17 protein-coding genes are annotated in these 18,960 nt (G+C 71.3%); 9 read left to right on the top strand and 8 right to left on the bottom strand.

Annotation, left to right across the window (positions count from 1 at the left end; all coding sequences use genetic code 11):
• Positions 1–178: 178 nt before the first annotated feature.
• Genes opcA through tkt form a run of 4 tightly spaced genes read right to left on the bottom strand, consistent with a single transcriptional unit; the run spans position 179 to position 5,998 of the window.
• On the bottom strand, positions 179–1,225 hold the full coding sequence (gene opcA / locus ACFY7H_RS32085; RefSeq protein WP_388945572.1) for a glucose-6-phosphate dehydrogenase assembly protein OpcA: 1,047 nt from the start codon (positions 1,223–1,225) through the stop codon (positions 179–181).
• Positions 1,222–2,751 (bottom strand): glucose-6-phosphate dehydrogenase, encoded by a 1,530-nt coding sequence (zwf, locus tag ACFY7H_RS32080; RefSeq protein WP_388945578.1) that lies wholly within the window; start codon positions 2,749–2,751, stop codon positions 1,222–1,224. Before zwf ends, opcA begins: the two co-directional genes overlap by 4 nt.
• Before the next feature lie 2 nt (positions 2,752–2,753).
• Positions 2,754–3,875, bottom strand: a complete 1,122-nt coding sequence (tal, locus tag ACFY7H_RS32075) for a transaldolase (RefSeq protein WP_388945569.1) — start codon at positions 3,873–3,875, stop codon at positions 2,754–2,756.
• Positions 3,876–3,910: 35 nt separating this feature from the next.
• Complete coding sequence (gene tkt, locus ACFY7H_RS32070) at positions 3,911–5,998, bottom strand: transketolase (RefSeq protein ID WP_388945566.1); 2,088 nt, start codon at positions 5,996–5,998, stop codon at positions 3,911–3,913.
• A 315-nt stretch (positions 5,999–6,313) separates the two neighbouring features.
• On the opposite strand from tkt, the gene ACFY7H_RS32065 reads away from it, so the two are divergent.
• From ACFY7H_RS32065 to ACFY7H_RS32055, 3 genes are all read left to right on the top strand, one after another.
• Positions 6,314–7,261, top strand: coding sequence for a heme o synthase (locus tag ACFY7H_RS32065; protein ID WP_388945562.1), 948 nt, complete (start codon positions 6,314–6,316; stop codon positions 7,259–7,261).
• A 24-nt stretch (positions 7,262–7,285) separates the two neighbouring features.
• Complete coding sequence (locus tag ACFY7H_RS32060) at positions 7,286–7,654, top strand: hypothetical protein (RefSeq protein ID WP_388945559.1); 369 nt, start codon at positions 7,286–7,288, stop codon at positions 7,652–7,654.
• A 105-nt stretch (positions 7,655–7,759) separates the two neighbouring features.
• Entirely contained in the window at positions 7,760–8,854 is a 1,095-nt protein-coding gene (locus ACFY7H_RS32055) for an amidohydrolase family protein (RefSeq protein ID WP_388945557.1), read from the top strand.
• A 68-nt stretch (positions 8,855–8,922) separates the two neighbouring features.
• Here the strand turns inward: ACFY7H_RS32055 and ACFY7H_RS32050 are convergent, their stop codons facing one another.
• The 4 genes from ACFY7H_RS32050 to ACFY7H_RS32035 all read right to left on the bottom strand — a co-directional run bounded on the left by ACFY7H_RS32050 (position 8,923) and on the right by ACFY7H_RS32035 (position 12,814).
• Positions 8,923–9,912 carry a heme A synthase gene (locus ACFY7H_RS32050; RefSeq protein WP_388945554.1) on the bottom strand — a complete coding sequence of 330 codons (990 nt, stop codon included), beginning with the start codon at positions 9,910–9,912 and terminating at the stop codon, positions 8,923–8,925.
• A gap of 4 nt (positions 9,913–9,916) precedes the next feature.
• Positions 9,917–11,050 carry a hypothetical protein gene (locus tag ACFY7H_RS32045; RefSeq protein WP_388945550.1) on the bottom strand — a complete coding sequence of 378 codons (1,134 nt, stop codon included), beginning with the start codon at positions 11,048–11,050 and terminating at the stop codon, positions 9,917–9,919.
• A gap of 73 nt (positions 11,051–11,123) precedes the next feature.
• Positions 11,124–11,891 (bottom strand): ABC transporter permease, encoded by a 768-nt coding sequence (locus ACFY7H_RS32040; RefSeq protein ID WP_388945548.1) that lies wholly within the window; start codon positions 11,889–11,891, stop codon positions 11,124–11,126.
• Positions 11,888–12,814, bottom strand: a complete 927-nt coding sequence (locus ACFY7H_RS32035) for an ABC transporter ATP-binding protein (protein ID WP_388945545.1) — start codon at positions 12,812–12,814, stop codon at positions 11,888–11,890. The genes ACFY7H_RS32040 and ACFY7H_RS32035 overlap by 4 nt, the downstream gene beginning before the upstream one ends.
• 374 nt (positions 12,815–13,188) lie before the next feature.
• Here ACFY7H_RS32035 and ACFY7H_RS32030 point away from each other — a divergent pair, with 374 nt between their 5' ends.
• The 6 genes from ACFY7H_RS32030 (at position 13,189) to ACFY7H_RS32005 (ending at position 18,947) form a co-directional block, all read left to right on the top strand.
• A complete protein-coding gene (locus tag ACFY7H_RS32030; protein ID WP_388945542.1) occupies positions 13,189–13,926 on the top strand; it encodes a helix-turn-helix transcriptional regulator in 738 nt (245 codons plus the stop codon).
• A complete protein-coding gene (sufB, locus tag ACFY7H_RS32025) occupies positions 13,923–15,338 on the top strand; it encodes a Fe-S cluster assembly protein SufB (protein WP_388945539.1) in 1,416 nt (471 codons plus the stop codon). The genes ACFY7H_RS32030 and sufB overlap by 4 nt, the downstream gene beginning before the upstream one ends.
• 85 nt (positions 15,339–15,423) lie before the next feature.
• Positions 15,424–16,602 (top strand): Fe-S cluster assembly protein SufD, encoded by a 1,179-nt coding sequence (gene sufD, locus ACFY7H_RS32020; protein ID WP_388945534.1) that lies wholly within the window; start codon positions 15,424–15,426, stop codon positions 16,600–16,602.
• Positions 16,602–16,919, top strand: coding sequence for a bifunctional 3-phenylpropionate/cinnamic acid dioxygenase ferredoxin subunit (locus ACFY7H_RS32015; RefSeq protein WP_388945532.1), 318 nt, complete (start codon positions 16,602–16,604; stop codon positions 16,917–16,919). The genes sufD and ACFY7H_RS32015 overlap by 1 nt, the downstream gene beginning before the upstream one ends.
• Before the next feature lie 7 nt (positions 16,920–16,926).
• Positions 16,927–17,694 carry a Fe-S cluster assembly ATPase SufC gene (gene sufC / locus ACFY7H_RS32010; RefSeq protein WP_007263436.1) on the top strand — a complete coding sequence of 256 codons (768 nt, stop codon included), beginning with the start codon at positions 16,927–16,929 and terminating at the stop codon, positions 17,692–17,694.
• Entirely contained in the window at positions 17,691–18,947 is a 1,257-nt protein-coding gene (locus ACFY7H_RS32005) for a cysteine desulfurase (protein ID WP_388945530.1), read from the top strand. The genes sufC and ACFY7H_RS32005 overlap by 4 nt, the downstream gene beginning before the upstream one ends.
• Positions 18,948–18,960: the final 13 nt, after the last annotated feature.

Raw genomic sequence — 18,960 nt, 5'->3', positions numbered from 1 at the left:
GCGGGGGGGGGGGGGCGGGGCCCCGGGGGGGGGCCCGGGGGGGGGGGCCGGGCCCGGGGGGGGGGGGGGGGGGGGGGGGGGGGGGGGGGGTCCAGCTCCATCGCCCCGCTCCACCCCGTTCCATCCCGGTCCACCGTGCCGCCAGCCTCGCCGGTGGTTCCGCGCAGGGGCCGCGCCGCTACTTCGCCGCCGCCCGCTTGGCCGGCTTCGGCTTCGCGGAGGGGGCTTCGGCTCCGGCCTCGGCCGCGACCGCGACGTCAGCCTTGGCGCCGCCGCCCGCGGGCTTCGCCGGACCGGCGGTGGCCGCCAGGCGGCCGACGCCGAACTTCAGCGACGCCTCGTACGTGTTGTCCGGGTCCAGCCGGCGCAGCTCCTCCGCCAGCAGCTCCGCCGTGTCGCGGCGCTTGAGCGCCACCGCACGGTCGGGCTGCCCCGGCATGCACAGCGTCGCCAGCGCACCGTCCGCGCGGTCAAGGACGATCACGCCGTCCTTGGTCTCCAGGCGTACGGCGGTCAGCCCCGGCCCGTCGGAGAGGGCCCGGTGGACCGGGACCCCGAGGCGGTCCGCCAGCCACATGGCCAGCAGCTCGCAGCTCGGGTTCTCGTCCTCGCCCTCGACGGTCGCGGAGACGACCGACACCGTCTGCTGGTCCAGCGCGGCGGCCAGCATCGACCGCCAGGGGGTGATCCGGGTCCAGGACAGGTCCGTGTCGCCCGGCGCGTACGCCTCCGCCCGCAGGGCGAGGGCCCCGAGGGGGTCCTCCGAGGAGTACGTGTCCGCGATCCGGCGCTGCCCCAGCGCGCCCAGCGGGTCGCCCGCCAGGTCCGCGGGAGCGCCCTCCGGCCACCAGACGACCACGGGGGCGTCCGGCAGGAGCAGCGGGAGCACGACCGACTGGGCGTGGTTGACCAGTTCCCCGTGCAGGCGCAGTACGACCGTCTCCCCGGTGCCGGAGTCCGCGCCGACGCGGATCTCCGCGTCGAGGCGGGCGTCGCGGCGGCTGCGGGGGGAGCGGCTGACCCGCTTGACCACGACGACGATCCGCGAGGGGTGTTCGTGGGAGGCGTCGTTCGCCGACTTGAGTGCGTCGTACGCGTTCTCTTCGTCGGTCACGATCACCAGCGTGAGGACCATGCCGATGGCCGGCGTGCCGATGTCCCGGCGCGCCTGCACCAACGCGGCGTTGATCCTGCTGGAGGTGGTCTCCGTGAGGTCGATCTTCATGGCCGGCGCCAGCTCCGTCCGTCTCGTGCGAGCATCTCGTCCGCCTCGACCGGCCCCCAGGTGCCCGCCGCGTACTGCGCGGGCTTGCCGTGCTTGTCCCAGTACTCCTCGATCGGGTCGAGGATGTTCCAGGACAGCTCGACTTCCTGGTGGCGCGGGAAGAGGTTCGCGTCACCGAGGAGGACGTCGAGGATGAGCCGCTCGTAGGCCTCGGGGCTGGACTCCGTGAAGGACTCGCCGTAGGCGAAGTCCATCGTGACGTCCCGGACCTCCATGGAGGTGCCCGGCACCTTCGAGCCGAAGCGGACCGTCACGCCCTCGTCCGGCTGGACCCGGATGACCAGGGCGTTCTGCCCCAGTTCCTCGGTCGCGCCCGATTCGAACGGCAGGTACGGGGCCCGCTTGAAGACCACCGCGATCTCGGTCACCCTGCGGCCCAGGCGCTTGCCGGTCCGCAGGTAGAAGGGGACGCCCGCCCAGCGGCGGTTGTTGATCTCCAGGCGGATGGCCGCGTAGGTGTCGGTCTTCGACTTGGGGTCGATGCCGTCCTCTTCGAGGTACCCGACGACCTTCTCGCCGCCCTGCCAGGCCGCCGAGTACTGGCCGCGCACGGTGTGCTTGCCGAGGTCCTCGGGGATCTGGACGGCGCTGAGCACCTTCAGCTTCTCCGCCACCAGGGCCTTCGGGTGGAAGGAGCCGGGCTCCTCCATCGCGGTGAGCGCCAGCAGCTGGAGCAGGTGGTTCTGAATGACGTCGCGGGCCGCGCCGATGCCGTCGTAGTAGCCGGCCCGGCCGCCGATGCCGATGTCCTCGGCCATGGTGATCTGGACGTGGTCGACGTACGACCGGTTCCAGATCGGCTCGAACATCGTGTTGGCGAAGCGGAGCGCCAGGATGTTCTGGACGGTCTCCTTGCCCAGGTAGTGGTCGATCCGGAAGACCTCGTCCCGGGGGAAGACCTCGTGGACGACCTGGTTGAGCTCTTCCGCGCTCTTCAGGTCGTGCCCGAAGGGCTTCTCGATGACGGCACGCCGCCAGGAGCCCTCCTTCTGCGCCAGTCCGTGGTTCTTGAGCTGCTGGACCACCTTGGGGAAGAACTTCGGCGGCACCGAGAGGTAGAAGGCGAAGTTGCCGCCCGTGCCCTGGGCCTTGTCGAGTTCCTCGATGGTCGACTTGAGCGTCTCGAAGGCCGCGTCGTCGTCGAACTCGCCCTGGACGAACCGGCAGCCCTGCACCAGCTGCTGCCAGACCTCCTCACGGAAGGGGGTGCGCGAGTGCTCCTTGACCGCCTCGTACACCTCCTGGGCGAAGTCCTCGTCCTGCCATTCACGGCGGGCGAAACCGATCAGCGAGAAGCCCGGGGGCAGCAGGCCGCGGTTGGCGAGGTCGTAGACGGCGGGCATGAGCTTCTTGCGCGACAGGTCACCCGTAACGCCGAAAATGACCAGGCCGGACGGCCCCGCGATCCGCGGGAGCCGCCGGTCCTGTGCGTCACGAAGCGGGTTCGCTCCGTTTACCGACAAAATACTCAGTCCTCCGCGGGGGCGAGGCGCGTCAGCTCCGCCTCGGTCGACTTCAGCAGGTCGTTCCACGACGCCTCGAACTTCTCGACGCCTTCGTCTTCGAGCAGCTGCACCACATCGTCGTACGGGATGCCGAGCTTCGCGACCGCGTCCAGCTCGGCGCGCGACTGCTCGTAGGTGCCGCGGATGGTGTCGCCGGAGACCTCGCCGTGGTCGGCGGTGGCCTCCAGGGTGGCCTCGGGCATGGTGTTCACGGTGCCGGGGGCGACCAGGTCCACCACGTACAGGGTGTCCTTGTACGCCGGGTCCTTGACGCCGGTCGAGGCCCACAGCGGGCGCTGCTTGTTGGCCTGCGCCTTGTCCAGGGCCGCCCAGCGCTCGCCGCCGAACACCTCTTCGTACGCCTCGTAGGCCAGACGGGCGTTGGCGAGGGCCGCCTTGCCCTTCAGGGCCTTGGCCTCGTCGGTGCCGATGCCGTCGAGGCGCTTGTCGATCTCGCTGTCCACGCGGGACACGAAGAAGGAGGCCACCGAGTGGATCTTGGAGAGGTCCAGGCCGGCGGCCTTCGCCTTCTCCAGACCCGCCAGGTACGCGTCCATGACCGCGCGGTAGCGCTCCAGCGAGAAGATCAGCGTGACGTTGACGCTGATGCCCCTGCCGATGACCTCGGTGATCGCCGGCAGGCCGGCCTTGGTCGCCGGGATCTTGATGAGGGTGTTCGGGCGGTCCACCAGCCAGGCGAGCTGCTTGGCCTCGGCGATGGTCGCCGCGGTGTTGTGCGCCAGGCGCGGGTCGACCTCGATCGACACGCGGCCGTCCTGGCCCTCGGTCGCGTCGAAGACCGGGCGCAGGATGTCGGCGGCGTCACGGACGTCCGCCGTCGTGATCATGCGGATGGCCTCGTCGACGGTGACCTTGCGGGCGGCGAGGTCCGCGAGCTGCTGCTCGTAGCCGTCGCCGCTGCTGATCGCCTTCTGGAAGATCGACGGGTTGGTGGTGACGCCGACCACGTGCTGCTGGTCGATGAGTTCGGCGAGGTTGCCGGACGTGATGCGCTTGCGGGACAGGTCGTCCAGCCAGATCGCCACGCCCTCGTCGGAGAGGCGCTTGAGTGCGTCTGCTGCCATGGGAATTACATCTCCTACTGGGTCGGTGCCGGTCTTCAGCGCGCGGCGGCGGTGAGGGAGGCCTTGGCGGCTGCGGTCACGGCTTCGGCGGTCAGGCCGAACTCGCGGAACAGGACGGCGCCGTCGGCCGAGGCACCGAAGTGCTCCAGCGAGACGATCCGGCCCGCGTCCCCGACGTAACGGTGCCAGGTCAGGCCGATCCCGGCCTCGACCGCCACTCGGGCCTTGACGGAGGGCGGCAGGACGCTGTCCTTGTACTCCTGGTCCTGCTCCTCGAACCACTCGACGGAGGGCATCGAGACGACGCGCGCCGGGACGCCCTCGGCCTGCAGGGCCTCGCGCGCGGCGACGGCCAGCTGCACCTCGGAGCCGGTGCCGATGAGGACGACCTGGGCGGGACCGCCCTCGGCCTCGAAGAGCACGTACCCGCCCTTGGCGGCGTCCTCGTTGCGCTCGTAGGTGGGCACGCCCTGGCGGGTGAGCGCCAGACCGTGCGGGGCGCCCTTGCCGTACACCTTGGTGTGGCGCTTGAGGATCTCGCGCCAGGCGACGGCGGTCTCGTTCGCGTCCGCCGGGCGGACGACGTTCAGACCCGGGATGGCGCGCAGCGAGGCGACGTGCTCGACGGGCTGGTGGGTCGGGCCGTCCTCGCCGAGGCCGATGGAGTCGTGCGTCCACACGTACGTCACCGGCAGGTGCATCAGCGCGGAGAGGCGGACGGCGTTGCGCATGTAGTCGGAGAACACCAGGAAGGTGCCGCCGTAGATGCGGGTGTGGCCGTGCAGCGCGATGCCGTTCATGACGGCGGCCATCGCGTGCTCGCGGATGCCGAAGTGGATGGTCCGGCCGTACGGGTCGGCCTCCGGCAGCGGGTTGCCCACCGGCAGGAACGAGGAGTTCTTGTCGATGGTCGTGTTGTTGGAGCCGGCCAGGTCGGCCGAGCCGCCCCACAGCTCGGGGATGACCGCGCCGAGGGCCTCCAGGACCTTGCCGGAGGCGGCGCGGGTGGCGACGCCCTTGCCGGTCTCGAAGACGGGGAGCTCGTCCTCCCAGCCCTCGGGCAGCTCGTTGGCCTCGATGCGGTCGAAGGCGGCGGCGCGCTCCGGGTTGGCGGTGCGCCAGGCGGAGAAGTCCTTCTCCCAGGCGGCGCGCGCGTCACGGCCGCGGTCCACCAGGCTCCGGGTGTGGCCGAGGACCTCGTCGGAGACCTCGAAGGTCCGCTCCGGGTCGAAGCCGAGCACGCGCTTGGTCGCGGCGACCTCGTCGTTGCCGAGGGCCGAGCCGTGGGAGGCCTCGGTGCCCTGGGCGTGCGGGGCGGGCCAGGCGATGATCGAGCGGGCCGCGATGAAGGACGGGCGCCCGGTCTCGGCCTTGGCGGCCTGGAGGGCGGCGAACAGGGCCTTCGGGTCGAGGTCGCCGTTCTCCTGCTGCTCGACGCGCTGGACGTGCCAGCCGTACGCCTCGTAGCGCTTCATGGTGTCCTCGGAGACGGCCGTCTCCGTGTCACCCTCGATGGAGATGTGGTTGTCGTCCCACAGGAGCACCAGGTTGCCGAGCTTCTGGTGGCCGGCCAGCGCGGACGCCTCGTGGGAGATGCCCTCCTGGAGGCAGCCGTCGCCGGCGATCGCGTAGACCATGTGGTCGAACGGGGAGGTGCCCTCGGCGGCCTCCGGGTCGAACAGGCCGCGCTCGTAACGGGCGGCCATGGCCATGCCCACCGCGTTGGCGATGCCCTGGCCCAGCGGGCCGGTGGTGGTCTCGACGGCGGCCGTGTGGCCGTACTCCGGGTGCCCGGGGGTCTTGGAGCCCCAGGTGCGGAACGCCTTGAGGTCGTCCAGCTCCAGGCCGAACCCGCCCAGGTAGAGCTGGGTGTAAAGAGTCAGGGACGAGTGCCCCGCGGAGAGCACGAAACGGTCACGCCCGACCCACTCCGGGTCCGAGGGGTCGTGCCGCATGACCTTCTGGAAAAGCGTGTACGCGGCGGGGGCCAGGCTCATCGCCGTACCGGGGTGTCCGTTCCCGACCTTCTGGACCGCGTCGGCGGCCAGGATGCGGGCGGTGTCGACGGCCCGCTGGTCCAGTTCGGTCCACTCGAGCTCTGGGGTGGTCGGCTTGGTGCTCACCGTTGGTCAGGGCTCCTCTCCACATGTTGTATTGCCGGTGACGAACGGTGACACCGGCGCGATTCCGAGCCTACCCCCGCCAGGGCGTGCGGCTATTCGAGTGCAGACAGTGCGTCGTCGTCCCGCTGCCCGCCGTTCACCCGGGATCCGCCGCCGAGGACGCGCAGGTCGGTCCGATCGGCCCAACACGAGGTGACCCCCGCGCAGGGCGAGGTAACGGCTACGTCTACAGTGGCGTGGTACGCGCAAGCCTTTACCGGCCCCTCATTCACTGAGCAGGGGCCGTGACGGAGCTTGCTGGATTCTCTCTCAGGGGTGTGCGTGACGGCCGTCGAATCCCGTCCAGCGGGGGTGCTCGGGACGAGCCCCGGTCACCGGCCGTTCGGGGCCCGGGCCATGGCTTTCGTGGCTTTGACCAAGCCGCGGATCATCGAACTTCTGCTGATCACCACAGTGCCGGTGATGTTCCTCGCCGAGCAGGGCGTGCCGTCGCTGTGGCTGGTGCTCGCCACCTGCTTCGGCGGCTACCTCTCCGCGGGCGGCGCCAACGCGCTGAACATGTACATCGACCGCGACATCGACGCGCTGATGGACCGCACGTCGCAGCGCCCGCTGGTGACCGGCATGGTGAGCCCGGCCGAGTGCCTGGTCTTCGGCATCTCGCTCGGGGTCCTCTCGACCCTGTTCTTCGGGCTGCTGATCAACTGGCTGTCGGCCGCGCTCGCGCTCGGCGCGCTCCTCTTCTACGTGGTCGTCTACACGATGCTGCTGAAGCGGCGCACCGCGCAGAACATCGTCTGGGGCGGGATCGCCGGCTGCATGCCGGTGCTCATCGGCTGGTCCGCGGTCAAGAACGAGGTCTCCTGGGCCGCCGTCATCCTCTTCCTCGTCATCTTCTTCTGGACGCCGCCGCACTACTGGCCGCTGTCCATGAAGGTCAAGGAGGACTACGCGCGGGTCGGCGTGCCGATGCTGCCGGTGGTGGCGGGCAACAAGGCCGTCGCGCGCCAGATCGTCCTCTACAGCTGGGTGATGGTGGCGGTCTCGCTGCTGCTCACGCCGCTGGGGTACACGGGCTGGTTCTACACCTCGGTGGCGCTGCTGGCCGGCGGCTGGTGGCTGTGGGAGGCACACGCGCTGAGCGCCCGGGCCAAGGCCGGGGTGACGGGTGCGAAGCTCAAGGAGATGCGGCTGTTCCACTGGTCGATCACCTATGTGTCGCTCCTCTTCGTCGCCGTCGCCGTGGATCCCTTCCTCCGTTGATTACTCGCCGGTAGCATGCCGTCCATGGCAGAGACCGCAGACACCGCAGACACCTCCGGGGCCACGGCGCCCGCGGACAAGAAGCAGAGCCGTACGGCCGCGAAGCTGGCCCGGCAGATCGGCGCGTTCGCCAAGCAGCACGGCGGCGCCGAGGGCCAGCTCGCGTACATCGGCCAGGCCGGCACCCGGATCGTGCTCGTCGGCAACGACGGCGGCTGGGGCGACCTGGTGGCACCGAGCCACGCCGTGGCCCGGCTCGCCGCCGAGCAGGCCGGGCTGACCCTCCACGAGGAGTTCGACGGGGAGTTCGCGGCCCGCGTCAGGACCGGCCCGTACGAGTGGACGCGGATGGCCGGCATCCAGGTCGGCGGCCCCGCCAACCCGGCCGCCTGAGGCCTCGAACGCGGGTCGGTCAACAGAGCGGGCAATACTTCACACCCCGCTCACCCGTTAGGACGTGCGGAAGCCGCTTCCTCACGTCCGCAACGGGATGACCGGATGATCGAAACGCCGCCCCTGGTGGACCAGCACTGCCAGGGAGTGCTCCGTACGGAGCTGGGGATCGCCACCTTCGAGGCCCAGCTGATCCACCCGGCCGGCCCGCCCGCCCCGGGGACCACCTTCTTCGACACCCAGACCGGCTTCGCCGTGCGCCGCTGGTGCCCGCCCCTGCTGGGCCTGGAGCCGCACTGCGCGCCCGCCAGGTACCTGGCCCGGCGCCGCGAGCTCGGCGCCGCGGAGAGCACCCGACGGCTGCTGAGGGGCTCGGGGACGGGCGCGTACCTCGTCGACACGGGAGCCCCCGGGGACCTCACCGGGGTCAAGGAGCTGGCCCTGGCCGGGGACGCCGACACCTTCGAGGTGGTCCGGCTGGAGCTGCTCGCCGAGCAGGCCGCCGACACCTCCGGGACCGTCGTCGCCTTCCTCGCCAACCTCGCCGGAGCCGTCCACCACGCCGCCGCCTCGGCCGTCGCCTTCACCTGCGGGGCCCGCACGGGCTGCGCGGCCGCCCTGGCCGGAGCCCCGGAGCCGCCCGCGCCGGGCGAGGTACGGGCGGCGGCCGGGCGGTGGCTGGCCGTACGGACCAGGGGAGGGGAGCTACGGGACCCCGTGCTCCTGCGGCACCTGATGTGGAGCGCGGCGGGCTCCGGGCTGCCGCTCCAGCTGCACACCGGCGGGGCCGACCCCGAGCCGCTGACCGGGTTCGTACGGGCCACCGCGGGCCTGGGCGCGCAGCTGGTGCTCAGCGGCGGGTATCCGTACCACCGGAACGCGGCCCGGCTGGCGGCGGAGCACCCGCACCTCCACGCCGACGTCGGCCCGGCCCTCGCCCGCACGGGGGCGCGGGCCGCCGCCGTACTGGCGGAGCTGCTGGAGCTCGCGCCCTTCGGCAAGCTGCTGTTCTCCAGCGGCGGCCGGAACCTGCCCGAACTGCACGCGGTCGGCGCACTGGTGTTCCGCGAGGCGCTCGGCCGGGTCCTGGGCGGCTGGGTCGCCGAGGGGGCCTGGTCCTGGCAGGACGCGCAGCGCGTCGCGGGGATGCTCGCGGCGGGCAACGCCCGGCGCGTCTACCGGCTCGACGAGCGCGGCTGACGGCCGGGTGCGCTGCGGGCGAGGCCGGCCGGCCGGGCACGCCGCCGGCCGGACCGCTGTGCGGCGGGTCAGACCGCCGAGAGCCGCTCCTCGTCCCGCGCCGGGGCTTCCGCCCGGTCGCCGGAGCGCTCGCGCAGGGCGAGGGCCAGACGGAGCACCGCGATCCACACCAGGCAGGAGCCCAGCATGTGCGCGGCGACCAGTACCTCGGGCAGCTGGGTGAAGAACTGGACGTAGCCGATCGCGCCCTGGGCGAGCAGGACGACCAGCAGGTCGCGTGCGCGCGCCCGGGTGTCGCCGGGGGCGTCCACCACGCGCAGCACCAGCCACATCGCGACGGCGAGCGCGCAGACCAGCCAGGCGGCGATCGCGTGCACGTGGGCGGTGGCCGCCCAGTCGAACGGCATCCGCTTGATCTCGCTCTTGTCACCGGCGTGCGGACCGGAGCCGGTCACGACCGTGCCCGCCGCGATCAGTACGAGGGTGGTGGCGATCAGCGCCCAGGCCAGCTTGCGCACGGGCCCGGGCACGCGCGGCCGGGGCGCGCCGTCGCCCTCGCGGGTGCGCTGCCAGGAGACGGTGGTGACCGCGATCAGGCCGGTGGCGAGCAGGAAGTGCCCGGCGACGCTGTACGGGTTGAGTCCGGTCAGCACGGTGATGCCGCCGAGGACCGCGTTGGCCATCACGAGGGCGAACTGGGTCCACCCGAGCTTCGTCAGCGAGTGCCGCCACGGCTTCGACGCGCGCGCCGCGAGGATGAACCAGCCGACGGCCGCGCTCAGCACGTACGTCAGCATCCGGTTGCCGAACTCGATGACCCCGTGGAAGCCCTGGGCCTGCGTGACGACCAGGCTGTCGTCGGTGCACTTGGGCCACGTGTCGCAGCCGAGACCGGATCCGGTCAGCCGCACCGCGCCGCCCGTGACGATGATGGCCACGCTCATCAGGAGCGCGGCGGACGCGGCCCGCCGGAGGGTCCGGGGTGACGGCGTCCAGCGGTCGGCGATGTATGCGAATGGGTTCAACACGGCGCCTATCGTATGCGGCGCCTTGTGCAAAGTTTCACGAGGGGGTCCCGGCGGGAGCGCCGGGTCCGACGGTCCGGCGGAACCGGGCCCCGGCCGGATCCCCCTCCTCGTGCCACCACACCAGCACCCGCCACAGGCCGCCCCCGCCGGGACGCGCCGGGGACTGCGCGAACCCCCGCACCAGCCCGTCCCCCACATCCTCGGCGGTCAGCCCCCGCACCTGCGCCGACCCCCGCCACGGATCCGGCTGTACGGTCCACAGCCCGTCGGCGCCCCGCACCTCGACCCGCCACACCGCGAGCCACGGCGTCACCTCCAGCATCGTGGCCACCTGCTCGGCGTCCAGCCCCAGCCGGTCCGCGATCACCGCCTCGGGCACGCCCTGGATCCGGGCGGCCACCACCGCCTGCGGCAGCAGCCGCTCGGGCAGCAGCCCGTCGGCCCGGAGCCCCGCCAGCGCGTCCAGGCCCAGGAAGCGCAGCCGCAGCTCCAGCTGCCGGCCGATGTGGTCCAGGGCCTCCTCCGCCTCCCGCGCCACCTCGGGCCCCGGGTCCGCGAGGAGCAGCCGGCGGAACCCGGACTCGGCGTCCACCGCCCAGGCGACCGCCTGCGAAGCGGAGCCCAGCTCCGCGAGCCGGTCCGCGAGGAACACCTTGGCCTGCGCGAGCCCCCGCCGGTTGACCGGGTCCTCCTGGTCCAGGCCGGCCCAGACCTCGACGGCGGCCCGCGTCACGTCACGGGCGCGCTCGCCGGCGGCCCGCTCCATCGCGCCCGGGCCGCTCCCGGCGCCGCCCAGCGGGTGCCGGGGCAGCCGGGCGCCGTCGCTCAGCGGCCAGGCCAGCCAGACCCCCTGGTTGATGAGCCCCCGGGCGTACCACCGGGCGTACTCCGGCGCGTGCGGTGCGGCCCGCCGCGCGTGGCCGAGCCCCTCCTCGACGGCGGCCAGCGCCCCGGCCCGGTCCCCGCCCCCGAACCGGCGTGCGGCGAGGTCGCCCAGGCGCAGCCCCAGCCGGGCGGCGCACTCGGGATCGGTCAGGGCGGGCCCGCGCAGCGCGCCGATCAGCTCCCGCAGCAGCCGCTCGCTCTCGGCGGGCCCGGCCGCCGCGGCCCCCGAACGGATCCGCGCCCATTCCCCGTCCAGCCGCAGAGCGGCCTCCCGCTGCGCCATGCCGCGCCCCCCGGCGTTCCGATGTGTGGAGGCTGGTCATCCTCCCGCCGGGGCAACGATCAGGAGCGGCGATTCACTCCCAGCGGAACAGCCTCGCCGCGGCGCCCAGGCCCAGCACCGCCCAGCCGCCCAGCACGGCCGCGTCGCCCCACGGCAGCGCGGCCCCGTGCTGGAGCACCTCCCGCAGCCCGTGCGACAGCGCCGAGATCGGCAGCAGGCCGAGCACGTCCTGCACGGCGCCGGGGAACTTCTCCAGCGGCACGATCACCCCGCCGCCGACCAGCAGCAGCAGGAACACCAGGTTGGCCGCGGCCAGGGTCGCCTCGGCCCGGAGGGTGCCCGCCATCAGCAGCCCGAGCCCGGAGAAGGCCGCCGTACCGAGCAGGAGCAGCGCCGCGACCGACAGCGGGTTCCCCTGCGGGGACCAGCCCAGCGCGAGGGCGATCACCGTCAGCAGGGCCACCTGGAGCACCTCGGTGACCAGCACCGACAGGGTCTTGGCGGCCATCAGCGCCCAGCGCGGCAGCGGGGAGGCCCCGAGCCGCTTGAGCACGCCGTAGCGGCGGTCGAAGCCGGTGGCGATGGCCTGGCCGGTGAAGGCGGTGGACATGACCGCGAGCGCGAGGACGCCGGGGGCGAGGAAGTCGACGGCCTCGCCCTCGCCGGTGTCGACGATGTCGACGGCGGAGAAGAGGGTCAGCAGCAGCGCCGGGATGATCACGGTGAGCAGCAGCTGCTCCCCGTTGCGCAGCAGCATCCGGGTCTCCAGCGCGGTCTGCGCCCAGATCATCCGGGACACGGGCGCGGCCCCCGGGCGGGGGGTGAACGTACCGGCGCTCATGCGCGCAGCTCCTTACCCGTGAGCTCCAGAAAGACGTCTTCGAGGGTGTGCCGCTCCACGGAGAGGCTGTCGGGCATCACCCCGTGCTGGGCGCACCAGGAGGCGACGGTGGCCAGCAGCTGCGGGTCCACGTCGCCGGTGACCCGGTAGGCGCCGGGGGTGAGCTCGGCGGCCTGCGTGCCGTCGGGCAGGGCCTTCAGCAGGGAGGCGAGGTCGAGGGAGGGGCGGCCGGTGAAGCGCAGGGTGTTCTCGGCGCCGCCCCGGCACAGCCGCTCGGGACTGCCGTGGGCGATGACCCGGCCGGCGTCGACGATGGCGACCTCGTCGCAGAGCTGCTCGGCCTCGTCCATGTGGTGGGTGGTGAGGACGACGGTGACCCCGTCGGCGCGCAGTTCGCGTACGAGGTCCCAGGTCGCGCGGCGGGCCTGCGGGTCGAGGCCGGCGGTGGGCTCGTCCAGGAACACCAGCTCGGGGCGGCCGACGACGGCCATGGCCAGGGCGAGCCGCTGCTGCTGGCCGCCGGAGAGCCGGCGGTAGGCGGTGCGGCCGCAGCCGCCGAGGCCGAGGCGTTCCACGAGGGCGTCGACGTCGAGGGGGTCGGCGTACAGCCTGGCCATGTGGCGCAGCATCTCGACGGCGCGGGCGCCGGAGTAGACCCCGCCGGACTGGAGCATCACACCGACGCGCGGGCGCAGCCGCTCGGCGTCGGCGACCGGGTCGAGCCCGAGGACGCGGACGGTACCGGCGTCGGGGCGGTGGTAGCCCTCGCAGGTCTCGACGGTGGTGGTCTTGCCCGCGCCGTTGGGGCCGAGGACCGCGGTGACGGAGCCGCGCGGGACGGTGAGGTCCAGGCCGTCCACCGCCGTTTTGGGGCCGTACCGCTTCACCAGTCCGCGGATCTCCACGGCGGGGTCGTTGCTCATGGTGACTGAGTCTACGGAGCCCGGGAAGGGGGCCTCCGCCCCGGGGTGGGAGGGCGCCGCACACGAAATCCGTCTCGCGAAAGACGTTCTTTTCAGCCGTGTGGCCCCGGGCGGTCCGGCGGCTTTCGGTGACCTTCGCGGAAGCTGATGTTCAGCGCCTGTCCGCGGGCCCGGGGCGGAGGTCCGCTGGTGGGAGGCGCTGCGGGGCCCACCGGAGGGGCTCGGAATGGAAACCGAGTTCCATCAACCGATTAACTCTCCGTAGATAAATAAGGTAACCCTTAGTGATGGACGCCACCGGACGCGGCCTCCGTCGCGGCTTGTCGGGGCTCGCTTAATTACGCAACAATGGCGTTGTGAAATACAGCGAACGGATGAGCGAGGCCCCCCAGGGGGAGCTCGCGACCGGGGAGCGGTCCACCCGCAACCGGGTCGCGCGGTCCATCCTGGACCACGGCCCCTCCACCGTCGCCGACCTCGCTCAGCGTCTCGGCCTCACCCAGGCCGCCGTCCGCCGCCACCTCGACACGCTCGTCGCCGACGACGTGGTCGCACCCCGGGAACAGCGCGTGTACGGAACGCGCACCCGGGGCCGGCCCGCCAAGGTCTTCGCGCTGACCGACTGCGGCCGCGACGCCTTCGACCAGTCCTACGACACCCTCGCCGCCGACGCCCTGCGCTGGATCGCGCAGTCCGTCGGCGGGGGCGAGAAGGGCGAGGCGGCCGTCGCCGCCTTCGCGAGGGCGCGGATGGAGACGCAGGCACAGACCTACCGGGAAGCCGTGGAGGCGGCCGCCCCCGCGGCCCGCACCGAGGCCCTGGCCAAGGCGTTGACCGCGGACGGGTACGCTGCTACGGCGAAGAGCGCTCCCGGTCCGCACAGCGGTGAACAGCTCTGTCAGCACCACTGCCCGGTCGCACACGTCGCCGAGCAGTTCCCGCAGCTCTGCGAGGCGGAGACCGAGGTCTTCTCCCGCCTGCTCGGGACGCACGTGCAGCGCCTCGCCACGATCGCCCACGGCGACGGGGTGTGCACCACGTTCATTCCGCGAAGCGCCACACAGACCGACACATCAGCATCTGCAAGTACGGCCGGGAGGAACCCCGCATGACCACGGAGACTGCTCACCCTGAGCTCGATGGCCTGGGCACCTACGAATACGGCTGGGCCGACTCCGACGCGGCCGGTGCCGCTGCCAAGCGGGGTCTGTCCGAGGACGTCGTCCGCGACATCTCGGCGAAGAAGTCCGAGCCGGAGTGGATGTTGAACCTCCGGCTCAAGGGCCTCAAGCTCTTCGGCAAGAAGCCCATGCCCATGTGGGGTTCCGACCTCTCCGGCATCGACTTCGACAACATCAAGTACTTCGTGCGCTCCACCGAGAAGCAGGCCGCTTCCTGGGAGGAGCTGCCCGAGGACATCAAGAACACGTACGACAAGCTCGGCATCCCGGAGGCGGAGAAGCAGCGCCTCGTCGCCGGTGTCGCGGCCCAGTACGAGTCCGAGGTCGTCTACCACCAGATCCGTGAGGACCTGGAGGAGCAGGGCGTCATCTTCCTCGACACGGACACCGCGCTCAAGGAGCACCCGGAGCTCTTCCAGGAGTACTTCGGCACGGTCATCCCGGTCGGCGACAACAAGTTCGCCTCGCTGAACACCGCCGTGTGGTCGGGCGGCTCCTTCATCTACGTCCCCAAGGGTGTCCACGTGGACATCCCGCTCCAGGCCTACTTCCGCATCAACACGGAGAACATGGGCCAGTTCGAGCGGACGCTGATCATCGTCGACGAGGACGCCTACGTCCACTACGTCGAGGGCTGCACCGCCCCGATCTACTCCTCGGACTCGCTGCACAGCGCCGTGGTCGAGATCATCGTGAAGAAGGGCGGCCGCTGCCGCTACACGACCATCCAGAACTGGTCGAACAACGTCTACAACCTGGTCACCAAGCGCGCCGTGGCGTACGAGGGCGCGACCATGGAGTGGATCGACGGCAACATCGGTTCCAAGGTCACCATGAAGTACCCGGCCGTCTACCTGATGGGCGAGCACGCCAAGGGCGAGACCCTCTCCATCGCCTTCGCGGGCGAGGGCCAGCACCAGGACGCCGGTTCCAAGATGGTCCACATGGCGCCGAACACCTCCTCCAACATCGTCTCCAAGTCGGTGGCGCGAGGCGGCGGCCGCACCTCCTACCGCGGTCTGGTCGAGATCGGCGAGGGCGCCGCGGGCTCCAAGTCCAACGTGCTGTGCGACGCGCTCCTGGTCGACACCATCTCCCGCTCGGACACCTACCCCTACGTCGACGTCCGCGAGGACGACGTGACGATGGGCCACGAGGCCACCGTCTCCAAGGTCTCCGACGACCAGCTCTTCTACCTGATGCAGCGCGGGCTCACCGAGTTCGAGGCCATGGCCATGATCGTGCGCGGCTTCGTGGAGCCGATCGCGAAGGAGCTGCCGATGGAGTACGCGCTGGAGCTGAACCGGCTCATCGAGCTGCAGATGGAGGGCTCGGTCGGCTAGTCCGACGGCGGCCGGCCCCCGCCGGCCGCCCCCGCCCCGCAGCCCATTCGTTAGACGTACGTAGGAAGAGAGCAAGACGACAGCCATGGCTGAGGCTCAGAATATTCCGGCGGGCTCCACCACCGCCGGCGCGATCGCGGTGGCCGCAGAGTCCACCGTCGCCACCCGGATGAGCGCGCCCCCGTCCTTCGACGTGGCCGACTTCCCCGTTCCGCACGGCCGCGAGGAGGAGTGGCGGTTCACCCCGCTGGCCCGCCTCAAGGGTCTGCACGACGGCACCGCGGTCGCCAACGGCACCATGAAGGCCCAGATCGACGCCCCCGAGGGCGTGACGGTCGAGTCCGTCGAGCGCGGCGACGAGCGGATCGGCAAGGCCGGCGCCCCCGTCGACCGCGTCTCCGCGCAGGCCTTCTCCTCGTTCGCCAAGGCCACGGTCGTCACCGTGCCCAAGGAGACCGTGCTCGCCGAGCCCATCCGGGTCGCGCTCCACGGTGAGGGCGGCACGACCTTCGGGCACACCGTCTTCGACATCAAGCCCTTCGCCGAGGCGATCATCGTGATCGACCACACCGGCGACGGCGTGCGCGCCGCCAACGTCGACATCCTCGTCGGCGACGGCGCCAAGGTGACCTTCGTGTCCGTCCAGGACTGGGACGACACGGCCGTGCACACCTCGCAGCACAGCGCCCTCATCGGCCGCGACGCCAGCTTCAAGTCCGTCGTCGTGACCTTCGGCGGCGACCTGGTCCGCCTGCACCCGCGCGTCAGCTACGCCGGCCCCGGCGGCGAGGCCGAGATGCTCGGCGTGTACTTCACGGACGCCGGCCAGCACCAGGAGCACCGTCTCCTGGTCACCCACGACGCCCCGCACTGCAAGTCGAACGTGGTCTACAAGGGCGCGCTCCAGGGCCAGGACGCCCACGCCGTCTGGATCGGTGACGTGCTCATCGAGAAGACCGCCGAGGGCACCGACACCTACGAGATGAACCGGAACCTCGTCCTGACGGACGGCGCCCGCGTCGACTCGGTGCCGAACCTGGAGATCGAGACGGGCGAGATCGTCGGCGCCGGCCACGCCTCCGCGACCGGCCGTTTCGACGACGAGCAGCTCTTCTACCTCCAGGCCCGCGGCATCCCGGCCGACGAGGCCCGCCGCCTGGTCGTGCGCGGCTTCTTCGCCGAGCTCGTCCAGCAGATCGGTGTCGCGGACATCGAGGAGCGCCTGATCGCGAAGATCGAGGCCGAGCTGGCGGCGGCCGTCTGATGACGTACGTCAAGGCCTGTGCGCTGAGCGAGCTGGAGGAGAACACCCCCAAGCGGGTGGAACTCGACGGCACGCCGGTGTCCATCGTCTCCACCGAGGGGGAGGTGTTCGCGATCAACGACATCTGTTCGCACGCGAACGTCTCGCTCTCGGAGGGTGAGGTCGAGGACTGCATGATCGAGTGCTGGCTGCACGGGTCGGCCTTCGACCTGCGCACCGGCAAGCCCTCCGGTCTGCCCGCGACGCGCCCCGTCCCCGTTTACCCCGTCAAGATCGAAGGGGACGACGTGTTCGTCTCCCTCGCCCAGGAGTCCTGAGGTACCCATGGCAACGCTTGAAATCCACGACCTGCACGTCTCCGTCGAGGCCGAGAACGGCGCCCGCGAGATCCTCAAGGGTGTCGACCTCACCGTCAAGCAGGGTGAGACGCACGCCATCATGGGCCCCAACGGCTCCGGCAAGTCCACCCTGGCGTACTCGCTCGCCGGTCACCCGAAGTACACCATCACCGGTGGCACCGTGACCCTCGACGGCGAGGACGTCCTGGAGATGTCCGTCGACGAGCGCGCCCGCGCCGGCGTCTTCCTCGCCATGCAGTACCCGGTCGAGGTCCCCGGCGTCTCGGTCTCCAACTTCCTGCGCACCTCCGCCACCGCCATCCGCGGCGAGGCCCCCAAGCTGCGCACCTGGGTGAAGGAGGTCAAGTCCGCGATGGAGCAGCTCCAGATGGACCCGGCCTTCGCCGAGCGCAACGTCAACGAGGGCTTCTCCGGCGGTGAGAAGAAGCGCCACGAGATCCTCCAGCTGGAGCTCCTCAAGCCGAAGATCGCGATCCTCGACGAGACCGACTCCGGTCTGGACGTCGACGCGCTGCGCCAGGTCTCCGAGGGCGTCAACCGCGTCCGCGCGACCGGTGAGGTCGGCACGCTGCTGATCACGCACTACACGCGGATCCTCCGCTACATCAAGCCCGACTTCGTCCACGTCTTCTCGGAAGGCCGCATCGTCGAGTCCGGCGGCGCCGAGCTCGCCGACAAGCTGGAGGCGGAAGGCTACGAGTCGTACAGCACGAAGGGTGGCGCGACCGCGTGACACAGCTGCCTGGCCTCCTCGACATCGAGGCGATCCGCAAGGACTTCCCCCTGCTGGATCGTGTGGTCCACGACGGGAAGAAGATCGTTTACCTGGACAACGCGGCGACTTCGCAGAAGCCGCGCCAGGTGCTCGACGCGCTGAACGAGTACTACGAGCAGCACAACGCGAACGTCCACCGCGGCGTGCACGTGCTCGCAGAGGAGGCCACGGCGCTGTACGAGGGCGCCCGCGACAAGGTCGCCGCCTTCATCAACGCGCCGAGCCGCGACGAGGTGATCTTCACCAAGAACGCCTCGGAGTCGCTCAACCTGGTCGCGAACATGCTCGGCTGGGCGGACGAGCCCTACCGGGTCGACAGCGACACCGAGATCGCCATCACGGAGATGGAGCACCACTCCAACATCGTGCCGTGGCAGCTGCTCGCGCAGCGCACCGGCGCCAAGCTGAAGTGGTTCGGCCTCACCGACGACGGCCGGCTCGACCTGTCCAACATCGAAGAGGTCATCACGGAGAAGACGAAGATCGTCTCCTTCACGCTGGTCTCCAACATCATGGGCACCGTCAACCCGGTCGAGGCGATCGTCCGGCGCGCCCAGGACGTGGGCGCCCTGGTCCTCATCGACGCCTCCCAGGCCGCTCCGCACATGCCGCTGGACGTGCAGGCGCTCGGCGCCGACTTCGTGGCCTTCACCGGCCACAAGATGTGCGGTCCGACCGGCATCGGCGTCCTCTGGGGCCGCCAGGAGCTCCTGGAGGACCTGCCCCCGTTCCTCGGTGGCGGCGAGATGATCGAGACCGTGTCGATGCACGCCTCGACGTACGCCCCGGCGCCCCACAAGTTCGAGGCCGGCACGCCCCCGATCGCCCAGGCCGTCGGCCTCGGCGCGGCCGTGGACTACCTGACCTCGATCGGCATGGAGAACATCGCCGCGCACGAGCACGCGATCACCGAGTACGCGGTCAAGCGCCTCCTGGAGGTGCCCGACCTGCGGATCATCGGCCCGACCACGGCCGAGGACCGCGGCGCCGCGATCTCGTTCACGCTCGGTGACATCCACCCCCACGACGTGGGCCAGGTGCTGGACGAGCAGGGCATCGCGGTCCGCGTGGGACACCACTGCGCGCGTCCCGTCTGCCTGCGGTACGGAATTCCCGCGACCACGCGAGCGTCTTTCTACCTGTACTCCTCTCCCGCCGAGGTCGACGCGCTGATCGACGGGCTGGAGCACGTACGGAACTTCTTCGGCTGACGAAGGCGACGAG

Origin of the sequence: Streptomyces sp. NPDC012794 (assembly GCF_042901085.1) — a bacterium.
In the GTDB taxonomy this organism is placed as follows: Bacteria; Actinomycetota; Actinomycetes; order Streptomycetales; family Streptomycetaceae; genus Streptomyces.
The sequence above is the reverse complement of the archived record's forward strand: the minus strand, read 5'-3'. Positions and strand labels throughout refer to the sequence as shown.